This is a genomic window from Variovorax sp. 01N429 (assembly GCF_056399425.1).
On record NZ_JBFTRG010000004.1, the window covers coordinates 307,277 to 320,357 of the forward strand.

At 60.9% G+C, this 13,081-nt stretch carries 13 protein-coding genes and 2 pseudogenes; 8 read left to right on the forward strand and 7 right to left on the reverse strand.

The window, feature by feature from the left end:
• Positions 1–64: 64 nt before the first annotated feature.
• From pyrC to AC1DSF_RS09760, 5 genes are read right to left on the reverse strand one after another with little or no spacing between them, the layout of a single operon-like run.
• Complete coding sequence (gene pyrC / locus AC1DSF_RS09740; RefSeq protein WP_478143816.1) at positions 65–1,132, reverse strand: dihydroorotase; 1,068 nt, start codon at positions 1,130–1,132, stop codon at positions 65–67.
• A 10-nt stretch (positions 1,133–1,142) separates the two neighbouring features.
• Positions 1,143–2,414, reverse strand: coding sequence for a hydantoinase/carbamoylase family amidase (locus AC1DSF_RS09745; RefSeq protein WP_478182758.1), 1,272 nt, complete (start codon positions 2,412–2,414; stop codon positions 1,143–1,145).
• Between the two features lie 8 nt (positions 2,415–2,422).
• Positions 2,423–3,373, reverse strand: a complete 951-nt coding sequence (locus AC1DSF_RS09750) for a dihydroorotate dehydrogenase (RefSeq protein ID WP_478124542.1) — start codon at positions 3,371–3,373, stop codon at positions 2,423–2,425.
• On the reverse strand, positions 3,366–4,277 hold the full coding sequence (locus tag AC1DSF_RS09755) for a dihydroorotate dehydrogenase electron transfer subunit (RefSeq protein WP_478124543.1): 912 nt from the start codon (positions 4,275–4,277) through the stop codon (positions 3,366–3,368). The genes AC1DSF_RS09750 and AC1DSF_RS09755 overlap by 8 nt, the downstream gene beginning before the upstream one ends.
• A complete protein-coding gene (locus AC1DSF_RS09760; RefSeq protein WP_478143817.1) occupies positions 4,274–5,485 on the reverse strand; it encodes an MFS transporter in 1,212 nt (403 codons plus the stop codon). Before AC1DSF_RS09760 ends, AC1DSF_RS09755 begins: the two co-directional genes overlap by 4 nt.
• A gap of 399 nt (positions 5,486–5,884) precedes the next feature.
• Between AC1DSF_RS09760 and AC1DSF_RS09765 the strand changes: the two are divergent.
• Positions 5,885–5,977: pseudogene (locus tag AC1DSF_RS09765) on the forward strand (NADP oxidoreductase coenzyme); the annotation flags it as partial.
• 22 nt (positions 5,978–5,999) lie between these two features.
• A complete protein-coding gene (locus AC1DSF_RS09770; RefSeq protein WP_478124545.1) occupies positions 6,000–6,125 on the forward strand; it encodes a hypothetical protein in 126 nt (41 codons plus the stop codon).
• Positions 6,126–6,405: 280 nt separating this feature from the next.
• Here the strand turns inward: AC1DSF_RS09770 and AC1DSF_RS09775 are convergent, their stop codons facing one another.
• Positions 6,406–7,113, reverse strand: a complete 708-nt coding sequence (locus tag AC1DSF_RS09775; protein ID WP_478182759.1) for a TetR/AcrR family transcriptional regulator — start codon at positions 7,111–7,113, stop codon at positions 6,406–6,408.
• Positions 7,114–7,151: 38 nt separating this feature from the next.
• Here AC1DSF_RS09775 and AC1DSF_RS09780 point away from each other — a divergent pair, with 38 nt between their 5' ends.
• The 3 genes from AC1DSF_RS09780 to AC1DSF_RS09790 all read left to right on the forward strand — a co-directional run bounded on the left by AC1DSF_RS09780 (position 7,152) and on the right by AC1DSF_RS09790 (position 9,163).
• On the forward strand, positions 7,152–7,904 hold the full coding sequence (locus AC1DSF_RS09780) for an SDR family NAD(P)-dependent oxidoreductase (protein WP_478182760.1): 753 nt from the start codon (positions 7,152–7,154) through the stop codon (positions 7,902–7,904).
• Between the two features lie 91 nt (positions 7,905–7,995).
• Positions 7,996–8,625, forward strand: coding sequence for a class I SAM-dependent methyltransferase (locus AC1DSF_RS09785; RefSeq protein ID WP_478124548.1), 630 nt, complete (start codon positions 7,996–7,998; stop codon positions 8,623–8,625).
• 139 nt (positions 8,626–8,764) lie between these two features.
• Complete coding sequence (locus tag AC1DSF_RS09790; RefSeq protein ID WP_478124549.1) at positions 8,765–9,163, forward strand: nuclear transport factor 2 family protein; 399 nt, start codon at positions 8,765–8,767, stop codon at positions 9,161–9,163.
• A gap of 523 nt (positions 9,164–9,686) precedes the next feature.
• Here AC1DSF_RS09790 and AC1DSF_RS09795 read toward each other — a convergent pair.
• On the reverse strand, positions 9,687–10,151 hold the full coding sequence (locus AC1DSF_RS09795; protein ID WP_478124550.1) for an NAD(P)-binding domain-containing protein: 465 nt from the start codon (positions 10,149–10,151) through the stop codon (positions 9,687–9,689).
• A gap of 59 nt (positions 10,152–10,210) precedes the next feature.
• On the opposite strand from AC1DSF_RS09795, the pseudogene AC1DSF_RS09800 reads away from it, so the two are divergent.
• The 3 genes and pseudogenes from AC1DSF_RS09800 to AC1DSF_RS09810 all read left to right on the forward strand — a co-directional run.
• Positions 10,211–10,396 (forward strand): annotated as a pseudogene (locus tag AC1DSF_RS09800) (hypothetical protein); the annotation flags it as partial.
• Between the two features lie 596 nt (positions 10,397–10,992).
• Complete coding sequence (locus AC1DSF_RS09805; protein WP_478124551.1) at positions 10,993–11,298, forward strand: helix-turn-helix domain-containing protein; 306 nt, start codon at positions 10,993–10,995, stop codon at positions 11,296–11,298.
• 3 nt (positions 11,299–11,301) lie between these two features.
• Positions 11,302–12,642: a type II toxin-antitoxin system HipA family toxin gene (locus tag AC1DSF_RS09810; protein ID WP_478124552.1), complete on the forward strand. Its 1,341-nt coding sequence runs from the start codon at positions 11,302–11,304 to the stop codon at positions 12,640–12,642.
• Positions 12,643–13,081 lie beyond the last annotated feature (439 nt).

A 13,081-nucleotide genomic window follows, 5' to 3' on the forward strand; every position in this document is an offset into this window, starting at 1 on the left:
GGCCGGGGTGCTGATCTCTGCAAGATTGCAACCGCGTCTGCATCGGGCGTCATAGCGTGCCGCGTCATGCTGCATTGGTTCCGTCGCGCGTCGCTTGCAAGGTCCATGGCAAGCGATTTCCGCCAAGGAACGGATGGAGCATCCCGCCTTCGGGGAGCGCCACGTTCTGGGGGACGTCGCAAGGTACCCGCACCAGCGTCACCGTCCCGTCATTGGGTGCTAAGCCATAGAACCTGGGGCCGTTCAGGCTTGCAAACGCCTCAAGATGCTCCAAAGCGTTCTCCTCGTCAAAGACACTGCAGTAGCTTTGCAGCGCGACAGGCGCGTTGAAGATCCCGGCGCAGCCGCAGCCTGCCTCTTTCAGCATGCGAAGGTGCGGCGCCGAATCCGTCCCTAGGAAGAAGTGCATGTCGCCCGATGTCGCAGCTTTGCGCAGCGCCATGCGATGGCGCTCTCGCTTGAGCACCGGCAGGCAATAGAAGTGCGGCCGGATGCCCCCCGTGAAGATTGCGTTCCTGTTGAACATCAGATGCTGGGGCGTGATCGTCGCGGCCAGACGTGCGCTCGAGTCGGCAGCGACAAAATCGACGGCCTGCTCGGTCGTTATGTGCTCCATCACTACCTTGAGTGCGGGGAACGCGCGCAACAAGGGGCGCAGCGTCGACTCGATGAACGTGGCCTCACGGTCGAAGATGTCTACGTCTGGGTCGGTGCTCTCACCATGGAGCAACAGGGGCATCCCAATGGCCTGCATCGTCTCAAGCACCTTGGTTACTTTGGAAATTGAAGTAACTCCGTACTCGGAATGCGTCGTGGCTCCGGAGGGATACAGTTTGGCCGCGGTCAGCACACCTTCTTCAAAGCCACGGCGTAATTCGTCTGCCGGCGTGTTGTCGCAGAGGTAGGCCGTCATCAGCGGCACGAAGTCGACGGACCTCGGGAGAGCCGCAAGGATCCGGTCCCGATAGGCACGTGCGAGTGCGGTGCTTGTCACGGGGACCTTGAGGTTCGGCATGACGATCGCGCGTCGGAATTGCAGTGTCGTGAACGGCAATACGGTGTCGAGCACAGCGCCATCGCGCAGATGCAGGTGCCAGTCGTCGGGGCGGCGAATTGTCAGTCGTGTAGTCATATTGTGAGACTCACTTCAATTGCGTGAACGCAGCGTCCATTGCACAAACCCCGAGCATGAAGTCGCCGATGTCCATCGCCTCGTGCGGATTGTGTGAGCCGTTCTGGTTACGTACGAACAGCATGCCGCTGGGGATCCCGGCGTTGGCAAACAGCGAGGCGTCGTGCCCCGCGCCGCTCGGAATGACCTCGAATGCAGCGTCCTGCGCCGCGCAGGCGCTCGCGAGCACGTCGCAGATCCCCGTGTCCATCGTGGCAGGCTCGCTAAGCAGGCGGCGATCGAACACGAAGCGCACCCCGCGTTCGCGCTCAATAGCGGTGCATTCGGCGCGCATGAGCTGATAGAACCCCTCCAGCGTGTCGGTGCTCTTGCTTCGTGCTTCGAAGCTGAAACTCACTTGGCCGGGAATGCGCGAGACCGAATGCTCGGCGGGGTCAGTACCGACGATGCCCGTGGTGACGACGAGATCGGTGCCGCGCTCTAGCAGCACGCGCCAGTGTTCATCGATACGCATGATCAAGTCGGCGACTGCAAACATGGCGTCATGACGCAGCCAGCGCGGCACAACGCCTGAATGCTGCGCGTCGCCGTGGCACACCACGCGGTTGTGGCGCACATTGCCGCGGATACCGGAAACCACGGCGAGCGGGAGTTGTCGAGAGACCATGACGGGCCCCTGCTCGATATGCAACTCGACATAGGCCTTCACGCGCGACTTGTCCAGCAGAAGCTTCCCGGCTCGGATCGCATCCACGTCAGCCCCGCAACGGCGCATGCAGGATTCCATCGACTCGCCCGTTGTGCGCTGCTTCAAGGAGAGATCCCTTTCGCTGATCTTGCCAAAGAGAGCGCCTGATCCCATGTACGCCTTACCGAACCAAGCACTTTCCTCGCCCCGGAAGGCCACAACCTCAAGGGGCCGCTTGTAGGCTTTTCCGCTCGTCTTCTGAGCGACCAGACACAGCAATCCCGCGACCACTCCGGCATAGCCGTCGAAGTTACCGCCTTGGGGTACCGAATCGATGTGAGAACCGGTCCAGGTAACGGCATTTGACGATGCAGTCTCAGGCCACCGAAACACGAGGTTCGCGGCCTTGTCGGGTTTCACTTCGAGCCCCTCACTTGCGGCGAAGGCGCACAAGTACTCGGCGGTATCCGATTCTCCAGGGCCGTAGCTTTGCCGGGTGACACCCACCCCATCGAAGGTCAACTCGCGAACATCCGAGAAGAGTTTCTCGGCCACAGGCCGAAGCCCAAGAAGGCTCATGATCGATTCATCCATTTCCTCATCTAGCCCGACTGCTGCGCAAAGCGCAGCCAACGGTCTGAGAGCTGGCGGTCCAGCTTGACCTGGCCTGTCAGATCGCGGATGTTCGTGACGCCGGATTCCTCGCAGTAGGTGGCCAGTCCGTCGATGATGGTCTGCATGACGCCCGGATCGATGAAGGAAGCCGTGCCCACCTGCACAGCACTCGCACCGGCCAGCATGAACTCGACGGCATCGTCAGCATTCGATATTCCGCCGCAACCGACAATGGGGATTCGGACGCTGCGATAGCACTGATGCACCATCCGCAGAGCGATCGGCTTGATGGCGGGCCCCGACAGCCCGCCCATCACATTGCCGAGTTTGGGCTTGCGCGTGCGCACGTCGATCGACATGGCGAGCACGGTGTTACCCATCACGAGCGCATCGGCGCCAGCCTCTTCCGCGGCCCTGGCAACAATCCCGATGTGCGCGGCGTTCGGCGTAAGCTTTGCCCACACCGGATGATGCGTGCGACGCCGGATTGCGCTCACCACCTTGTACGTCGTTTCCGGGGCCATCGCAAATGCCATGCCGTCAGCCTCGAGGTTCGGGCAAGAGATGTTGGCCTCGATCACGGCCACCTCGGGCAGAGACATCTCGGCCACGGAATCCGCGAACTCGTCGACAGTGTCCGCCGAGATCGAAACGACGACCGGCGTGTCAAAGCGCGTGTACGACGGCAGCACCGATTTACGGTAGTGGTCGAGACCCTTGCTGGGGATTCCGATGGCATTCAGCATGCCGCTGTAGGCCTCGGACACTCGAGGCGTAGGATTGCCTGCGCGGCTCTTGGGAGAAACGCTCTTGATCACCAGCGCCCCGAGCTTTTTAAGATCGAGTGCTTCCGCGTACTCGATGGCAAAGCACCCTGACGCTGGCATTACCGGGTTGCGCAGACTGACCTCGCCGACCCTCACGTTCAGATTAGCCAAACTCCACCTCCCCGACGACGTCGCAAATCGGAAACACCGGGCCTTCGCGACAAACGCGGAGGAATTGCTTGTCGCCGTTTCGATCGAACAGCCGAACACATGACAGGCACACGCCCATGCCGCAGGCCATGCGCTGCTCCATGGCCACTTCGCCTCGAATGCCAGGGTAGTCGGCAAGAATGCGCTGCAGCAGCATCAACACACGATGCGAGCCGCAGGTGTAAACGGCGTCATGGTGTTCTGCATCGAGGAGCCGACGGATGATGACGCCGGTGGCCTCTACCGAGGAGCTGCCATCGGAGTCGTAAACGCAGTGCACGTCGACTTCGGCGCCACGCAGGAATTCATCGCGCATCAGATCCTTGGGCGTGCGCGCCGACATAATCGCAGTGATCCGGATGCCGGTCTTGGATGCCTGCTGCAGTAGCGGTGCCATCGTCGCCAGACCGACTCCGCGTGCGACGACCATGATGCGCCGGAAGTCCGGTCCCAATACGAAGGTGTTTCCCAGCGGGCCGACGATGTCCATGTAGCCGCCAACGGGCAGGCTGGCGAGCGCGTGGGTGCCGAGACCGGTCACGTTGTAGAGGAACTCGATCGTGCCCTCCTCGGGGCCTACGCCATAGACGCTCATGGGGCGCAGCAGAAAGGGCCTGAGTTCGTTCGTGACCGGGCACTTCAGCTGGTAGAACTGCCCTGGCTTCGTAAGGCTCAGCAAGTCGGCCGGCGCGGTGAGCCTCAGGTACCTGTAGCGTTCGTTCACCCAGCGGTGTTCTGCGACCTCGCAGCGATACGAGGCAACGGTCTGCGCGTTGCGCGAGAAGCATTCGCCTTTTGATGGGGAAAGAGGCGCATGCACGAGCCCGCACCCAAGCGACCGGTTGTCGGCGTGTGCGAGCATCATTCGAGTTCCTTGCCCTTCAGCTCTGGAATGAGGAAAAGGGTGGCGATCATGGCGAGCAGGTAGGTCGCGGCGAGCATCGAAATGGCGACCTGGAATGAGTATGCGGTGACGAGAGCGCCAACCACCACCGGTCCGAAGCCTCCGAGGCCACGGCCGATGTTGAACAGGACGTTCTGCGCTGTGGCACGCGCCTGCGTGGGATAGGCCTCGGAAATGAGTGCACCGTATCCGCCAAGCATTCCGTTGACAAACATGCCGAGGATCGCCCCGACCCAGAGTAGCGAGATCGGATCCGACAGCTGGGAATAGGCCAGGACCATAGCCACAGCGCCAGCCTGGAATAGCAGGAAGCTTGGCTTGCGCCCGATGCGGTCGGCCAATTGCCCGAACGCAAAGATGCCGGCCATCATCCCAAGGATGGTCACCGAGGTCCACATCCCGGATTTCGTGAGGTTGAAGCCGAGCTTGTTGGCCAGGAAGCTTGGCATCCAGATCATGATCCCGTAGTAGCCGAAGTTCTGGACAGTGCAGAGCACAACGATGCCCAGGCTCGTGCGGGTCGTGCGAGCATCCTTTACGAGCAGCTTGAACGACTTCAGTTTCGAGCCTTTGGCCTTGGGTTTGCGCACGAAGACCTCAGGCTCGTGAAGCCGGTTCCGCACTACCCATGCCACGATCGCCGGAAACACGCCCACGAGGAACATCCCACGCCAGCCGATGTGGGGCATCAAAAGCGGCGTGAGCAGTGCGGCCCCGAGCACGCCGATCTGCCAGCCGAGCGCCACATAGGAAGACGCGCGCGCTCGATGCTTGGCTGGCCAGGCCTCTGCGGCCAGCGCCATGCCAATGCCAAACTCGCCGCCAAGCCCGACACCCGCGATGGTGCGGTAGAGCAGCAGGTCCCAGTAGCCTTGCGCGAAGGCGCAAAGGCCGGTGAATACAGCGAACAGGACGATCGTCCATGTCAGCACCCGGATGCGCCCGAAATGGTCGCTGAGAGACCCGAAGACGATGCCGCCCGCAACCGCGCCGATAAGCGTCCAGGTCACCAGCGAACCGGCTTGGCCGGGCGTCAGGTGCAGCTCCGCGGAGATCGCGGTGAGCATGAAGCCCAGGATCAGGAGGTCGAAGCCGTCCATGGCGTAGCCCACGGCAGACCCGGCAAGTGCCTTCCACGCGTAGCCGGATACCGCTTCATCGGGTCTCATGGACACCGTTCGGTCGAAAGTTGATGACACGTCAATGCTCCTGGTTCGACGCGAAACGGTTGGCGTCGGCAGATTGATGAACGAAGAGGGCAGCGGGCCGCAAGAGGCCGCCGTTGCGGAGGGTGATACTAGGATCAAAAATGAGATTGTTCAAGTGGGAATCAACTATGACTCGATCGGTGGATTGTTCCTTCGTCTCGGGTCCATCGTCGGGACTCGTCAGTCAGAGGCGCTCGTTGCTCCTTGCGTGGTGCCTATTTGAAGTTAATAAAAATGATACGAGAATCAAAAATGAGATCAAATTCTCTCTGCTTTTTCGCGACCATGGATGAGGGTTTTTCCGGTGCGCGTGGTGCGCAGGCGGCATGTCGTGGACGGCGTTCACGCCTGCGCGGATAGATCCAGCTTGGCGGGCCTTCCGAAGATGGACTGCTCGTGCAGGCACGGGGAAACAGCTGGGGCCGCCTGATCTTCAAGGACCTCGTCGACTGATGAGCCTGACGGAGAAGACGACATGAGCACCCGGAACAACGTCAAGGTCGTAAAGGACTTCTTCGCCACCATCGGCCTCGGCGACAAGCAGGCTCCGCGGGCTGGTCGCCGACGACATCGAGTGGATCATCCCGGGCGAGGACGCTAGTACTGCGGACATGCGGCAATCGCGGACGTGCTTCGGAAGGCGTCCGATGAAGTGGAGATGAACTACCCCACGCCTCCGGAATTCCTTGCACAGCGATCGTGTTCTGGTCATCGGTGTCGCGACGGGAAAGATCAAGGCCACGAACAAGCCATTCGAGGACCGCTGGGTACTCGCCATCACGGTTCGGGGCGGCAAACTGGCCACGATCCGCGAGTACATCGACACGCAGGCCATGACGCGAGCGGCGCGGACCGACGCGTCGGGGCCGGACAGCGAAGCCTTACGGCTCGGGCTTGGCACGTCGCTTTGCGACACCGTGACCCGGCAGATTCGGCAGGATGGCGCTTGCGACGATGTGGGAGAGATGATCGGCCCGCCTCGCGAATGCCGGCAGGTCGACAAGCCAACCGAGCGCCGACATCAGTCCGAACAGGTCGTCCCCGTTCATATCGGTGCGCGCCTCCCCGGTGGCCTGAGCGCGAAGCAACAGGCGCTCGCTCGCTGAGTGCACCGCGGCGCAAGCAGCATAAAGAGCGGACTCCGGGTTTGTGTGGGCGGCCGCCATCATGGCGACAACGCCTCGATAGCGCTGAGCGAACCCCATCCATTCGTCAAACCAAGAGACGAGCGCTTCGCCGGGCGCATTCAACTTTTCGAGCTCGAGCGCCTTTTGTGTCAACTCGTCCAGATGCGTGCACAGCAAGGCTTCGAACAAGGCCTCGCGCGTCGGGAAATGACGAAGCAGTGTGGCCAAACCGACATCGGCACGGCGCGCGATATCGCGCATGGACGCATTGACACCCTGTTCGGCGACGACGTCTAGCGCGACCGCAAGGAGATGGGTTCGATTCTTTTGGGCGTCGGCTCGCATAGGTTCCTTGACAAACGGATCATCGATCCGTATATTTGGATCACTGATTCGGATGCTATGAATCTTGATCTGGATCAGTGAACCAAATGATACAGCCCCTCGTGCCAAACGGAGCAACGGCGTTGCGTCACACCACAAATGAAAGGTTGAAGATCATGAAAAAACTTGAAGGTAAGGTTGCAGTCGTCACGGGCGGGAGCAGCGGGATTGGCTTGGCCACAGCCAAGCGCTTCGTTGAAGAAGGTGCACACGTTGTGATCACTGGGCGACGAGAGAAAGAACTGGTGGAGGCTGCCGCCTCCATCAAGAGAAACGTTACGACGGTGGTGGGCGACGTGTCGCGCTTGGAAGATCTGGACCGGCTCTATGCCGTCGTGAAAGAAAAACACGGCCACATCGACGTCCTCTTCGCGAACGCAGGCGCGGGGACAATCGCGCCGCTCGCAGTAGCTACTGAGGCGCATTTTGACCAGACCTTTGACGTGAATGTGAAGGGGCTGTTCTTTACGGTGCAGAAGGCACTTCCCCTCTTCAAAGACGGCGGTTCGATAATCCTCAACTCGTCGGTCTCAAACGCGCTAGGCCTTCCAGGATTTACTGCTTACGCTGCGAGCAAGGCGGCTGTGCGCAACTTCTCGCGCGGTTGGACTTTGGAATTGAAGGACCGCCACATCCGCGTGAATTGTGTGAGCCCCGGAGCCATCGATACTCCGGCCTTGGCGACGACAACGGGCCTTACCGCTGAGCAGGCAGAGCAGGCGGTCGCACAGTTCACCGCGCAGATCCCGATGGGTCGTAGAGGCGTCCCCGAGGAAATCGCGGCTGCAGTTGCGTTCCTCGCCTCTGATGAGAGTTCCTACATCACCGGTGTGGATCTTGCCGTCGATGGAGGCATGGCGCAGGTCTAATACGAGAGTGCAGATCAACGGTGGACCCGCCGTGGACCGCCCCCTCGCACGCCCGCGCGCTCGTCGTATGCCAACCGCAAAGGAGATTCCGATGTACGACCAAGCCAAACTCTCAGAGTTGATCCAGTTCGCGCGAGTCGGTGCGGGCTCCATCGTCATTGACGTTTACCCAGGCGATGGCGATTGGACTCGTCTCTTCTCCGAGATCGTCGGACCCGCAGGACGGATCTTCAGTTTCGTGCCCGCCGAAGTCGCCCACTTCAAGAACGATCCGGTCAGCCGCATGCGAACGCTTGCGACGGAGCCGGGCCGAGAGAACGTGGAAGCCGTCTCGGCGGACCTTGTGGCGATGCCCAAGGTCACGCAACAAGCGGATGTTCTTTGGATGCATCTGTTCTATCACGATCTTCACACTGCGCTGATGCAGGCCAGGGGCGCGACGGCGGCCCACTTCAATCGAGCGGTCTACGAGCGGCTGAAGCCCGGTGGCTACTACGTCATCGTGGACCACGCCGCCGCCGGGCTGGGCACGAGCGACGCCCAGTCGCTGCATCGGATCGCGCCTGCATCCGTTCGCGAGGAGGTGGAGGCGGCCGGCTTCGTATTGGACGCGGAAAGCAACCTGCTCGCCAGAAGTGACGATCGGCACTCGATCAAGGTGTTCGATCCTTCGATCAAGGGCGAGACGGATCGCTTTGCCTATCGGTTCGTGAAGCGCTGACAGGTACCCGCGGCGACGGGAGCGACTCGAACGACGCGAACCTCAAGAAGCGTTTCGTCCCTTGCTCCAGTCTCGGTTTTTTTCAATCGTGTCCTATTGGTCGGACACGATGCGCTGCAATGTAAATGGAGAAATCTCGATGAGCACACAAGCGAATGTACGGACTGTCAAGGACTTCTTTGCGGCTGTTGGCCGCGGCGACCAGCGGGGTCTGCGAACCTTGTCGGACGATGGCATCGAGTGGATCATTCCGGGCGCGGACTGGCCGCTGGCCGGCACGCACCGCGGGCACGCGGGACTTATCGACTTGCTGCACAAGTCTTCCGAGTTGACGACTTCGTTTCCCGAGCCCCCCGAGTTCGTTGCGCAAGGCGACCGGGTTCTGATGATCGGCTTCAGCCGCGGGAAGGTCAAAGCCACGAACAGGACGTTCGAGGACCACTTCGTCTTCGCCATCACCGTTCAAAACGGCAAGGTGACGAAAATCCGCGAATACATCGACACGCTCGCCATGGCGCGGGCTTCCGGACCAACTTGATGCAACGAACGACGAATCTCAGAGAAGTCGCGAAGCAGCTTTCGTCGAGTCCGGTCTAACGCGGACCTCAGCTCTCGATTCCAAACGGAAGTTCCTGCATCAAGTAGCGGCGCCCGCAAGCGGCCACCCGCCGCACCGTCGACCAGCTCTGCGGCGGCACGGCAGTGAAATGCTTCCCAGGGACTTAAAAAGAGGAGCCCGCGGGCGTTTGCGAAAATTCGGGCGTGGGCGCCCAAACTGGCGTGCTCTCGGTCCGCAGATCGTTCGGAGGCCTGACGGGTCAAGGTGCTCCAGACCTTCCTGGCAGCTGCGGAGCCCACAGACGGTCCATTTCATGTTCAACGCATATGCCACGGGAGAAGGCAGCGCGGCTCGTGCGCGGTACTCGCCTCAAGTTGAAGCGAATCTGTCTTTGGCCGGCCCGTGGTTCGGATCGTTGCTTGCCCAGGCCTATCCTCCGAATTGAGTCTTTCTGTAGTCCCACGAAGGATGGACAACGATCGAGCCCGCTCAGCCGCCGAGCTCAATGAGGTTCTGCAGAACGAGCGGACCGCGGAACCGCAGCAGGCTTCCGCGACGCGATCAAAGATGCAACCTCTGTGTTCGCCTCGTCATGGTTCCCAGCCACAAACATCACTCGCCGTCCGCCGTCCGCCGCCCTCGACCGGATTGCTCGCGAGGAGAGCTGCCGGGAGCTGATTGAACGTCTTGACACTCTCGCACCGGGAAGGCCCATAGCCACGAAATCACTTGATTGCAACCCACCAAGCGGTGTGAGGTCCGTTTCGCGGAAGTTCGTGACATCAACGACGGTCTTGCCCTTCCAGTCCTTCCTGGCCTTCGCGATCTGTGCATGTGCTGCGAATTGCACGGGCAGAAGGATGATGTCGGCCTCCAGGGCGTCCTGGAGGCTGGCAGCAGTCACTGCAGGCGCCAGCTCATTCACAAGCTCATTGAGGGAAGCAGGGCCGCGCGTATTGGAAATCATCACGGCAATCCTGATGCGCGCGAAGCTTCTCGGCTGCGGCTCGCAAGCTCAACCGCGTCCAGTCGGCGGTAAGCGGTCGGGTTGCCAGTCTCGAGGACCATATCGGGTTGTGCTCTTTGACCGCTCCGGTCAAGGACTGCGTGGAGTGGGGCGGGATACCTTTGCACATGGTCGAGGAGAACATTGCCGCGGGTACGTTGGTTGTCCTTGATTGCACGACATCTCGCCGACAGGCTTTGCGTTGACGATGTCCGCATACCACCGGCCTTCAGAACCGCACGGGCCCGCCGGCAGATGCCTTGATGGCAATGCCCCTAGCAGACCTTCGCCGATAACCAGATCTGGCCGAAGTCGGAAATCGACATGCGCCGTCCGAACAGAAACTCCCGCTGCGTAGCCGCAGAGGCCGTTGCTGGTCGGTCGGGTCGTCGGATCGGTCTGCTATGAGTCGGACCGGGTGATCATGAGGTTTAGTGGTGTGGTTGGTGCACTATCACTATCCCGACGGAAATGATCCAGGGATTAATGGGGAGGCAGCGTTTCGACGCCTTTCTTTCCGGACGCAATCGCATGATCGAAGGCTTGCGAGCTGCGGTACTGCCAGAGCAATGAGGGATAGGGCAAGGCGGTTGCGAGAGCAGTGCTGCTAGTTCAGGGCCAATGCGCAAACTGAACGGTACAAAGCCGCCGAGGAGAAGCGATGGACCACCTCTGCGGAGTCCCGGAAAACTAGCGACGTGGTGAGTAATCTGCAGATTATCTGTTTTATGGGTATTACGCCGAATACCCTTCACATAGTTAAACTGTGATTATCATCCACACGGGTAGTCCGATGAGACAAGTGCTTTCGATCCCTTCGCAGCTGGGACCACTCCTCAAAGCTGCTCGAAAAGCCGCGGGGCTCTCGCAAAAAAAACTCGCCGAGCGCGTGGGCATCAGCCAGAGCCGAATGTCGCACATGGAGTTGAACCCGGGCTCTGTGAGCCTTGGCCAGCTACTGGATATTTTCGCAGTTCTCGGCTTGGAAGTCGTGGTTGGCGCCAAGCCAAGTGCAGCGGTGGCATCCGCTACGCAAACGCTCGATTCCGCTGGTCAGGGCGCCATCGTCCGGGGCGGCCACCTTCCGGACCAAAAGCCGGAGTGGTGACAAATGGGCCGCAAAGCACACTCACAGGCACTTTCCGTGTGGGCCAATGGCGAACGAGTCGGCACTTGGCGCGTCCCTGGGCGCGGGGCGGACGAACTGCGCTACGACGAAAGATGGCTGGAGTCCGCGTCTGGGCGACCGCTGTCGCTGTCCTTGCCCCTCGTCCGGGGCATTGCTCACAAAGGCGCGTTGGTCCAGAACTACTTTGACAACCTCTTGCCCGACAGCATCGCCATCCGGCAGCGTCTCGCTCAGCGCTTCCAAACGGAGACAGCCGGGACATTCGACCTCCTGCAGGCTGTTGGGCGAGACTGCGTGGGCGCCATCCAGTTGCTGGGGGAGGACGCCGCGCCGGCCGGCGCCGAGCGCATCGACGGCTTGCCCATGAACGAAGCAGATGTTGAACGCCTCCTCCAGCAGACGGTCGCACCGGGTGGCTTCGGACTTGGCATGGGCGCAGACGACGAGCTGCGCATCTCTCTGGCTGGTGCACAGGAAAAAACGGCTCTTCTCTGGCACGAAGGCCAGTGGCTCCTGCCTCGCGGCGCCACGCCAACCACTCACATCCTGAAACTGCCACTAGGTCTGGTGGGGCACCGCAAGGCAGACTTCAGCACGTCCGTCGAGAACGAGTGGCTATGTCTGGCTATCCTCGAAGAGTACGGAATCCCGGTACCCCGGTCGGCTGTGCTGCACTTCGGAAGTCAAAAGGTGCTCGCGGTCGAACGCTTCGACCGCAGAATGCATTCTTCTGGCAAATGGTGGCTACGCCTTCTCCAGGAGGACTTTTGCCAGGCACTTGGAAAACCCTCGCACTTGAAGTACGAGGCTGATGGCGGTCCGGGGATGATTGACCTGGCCAACGTGCTGCGCCAGTCTGTGCAGGCACATGAGGACCTGGGCACGCTACTCACCGTTCAACTGCTTTTCTGGATGCTGGGCGCTCCTGACGGCCACGCGAAGAATTTCAGCATAGCGTTACTACCAGAGGGCCGCTACCGCCTCACGCCAATCTACGATGTCATGTCCATATGGCCGGTAGAGGGCAACGGGCCGAGCCAGTTCTCCAGACATGAAGCCAAGCTCGCGATGGCTGTTTTGGGAAAGAACAAGCACTACCGTTTCAAGGATATCCAGCGTCGGCACTTCAATGCAACAGCCCAGAGATGCCACTTTGGGCAGGATGCCGAGAGCCTGATTCAGCGGGTTTTGGCGGCAACCCCGCGCGTCATTGAGCGCGTCGGCGCGCGCGTGCCAGAGGGTTTTCCGGCGGCCGTCTCCGAAGGCATCTTCGCCGGCCTCGCACGGTCAGCGAAGGCGTTGGAGGCGATGCCGCCGAGTTAGCATCCAAAGAAAAACGAAGCTCCCAGGAACTCCGTTCAGTGGGAGGAAGAGAGCCCCCCGGGGATAGTCCGTCAAGCCCGGGGGGAACGCTGACGCTGAGATGCGGGCCTACGCCATTGTTGAGGGAATGAAGCCTTGCTGGAATGACTGGCAGCCGTTGCTGTCGACACCGCAAAGGCAAGCCCGGTTCAGGCTAATCGGCCTGCTTGGCGGAGATGACTTCTCCGTGGATCAGGACGAACACACGACCACACCGGCCATGCGAGCGGAGCTGGCACTTGAGATCCCGCAAGCTGTCCTGGAACATCCATGCTCTCTGGCTACCGCTCAGACTTGCTGACTATGAGTGCGGTGCCTGATGATTGTGCGCCGAATCCTGCCACTTACCGCGCGCGTGCTTTCCAGTTACGAAAGCGTCCGCCGCGCAGAGTGGTCGTCC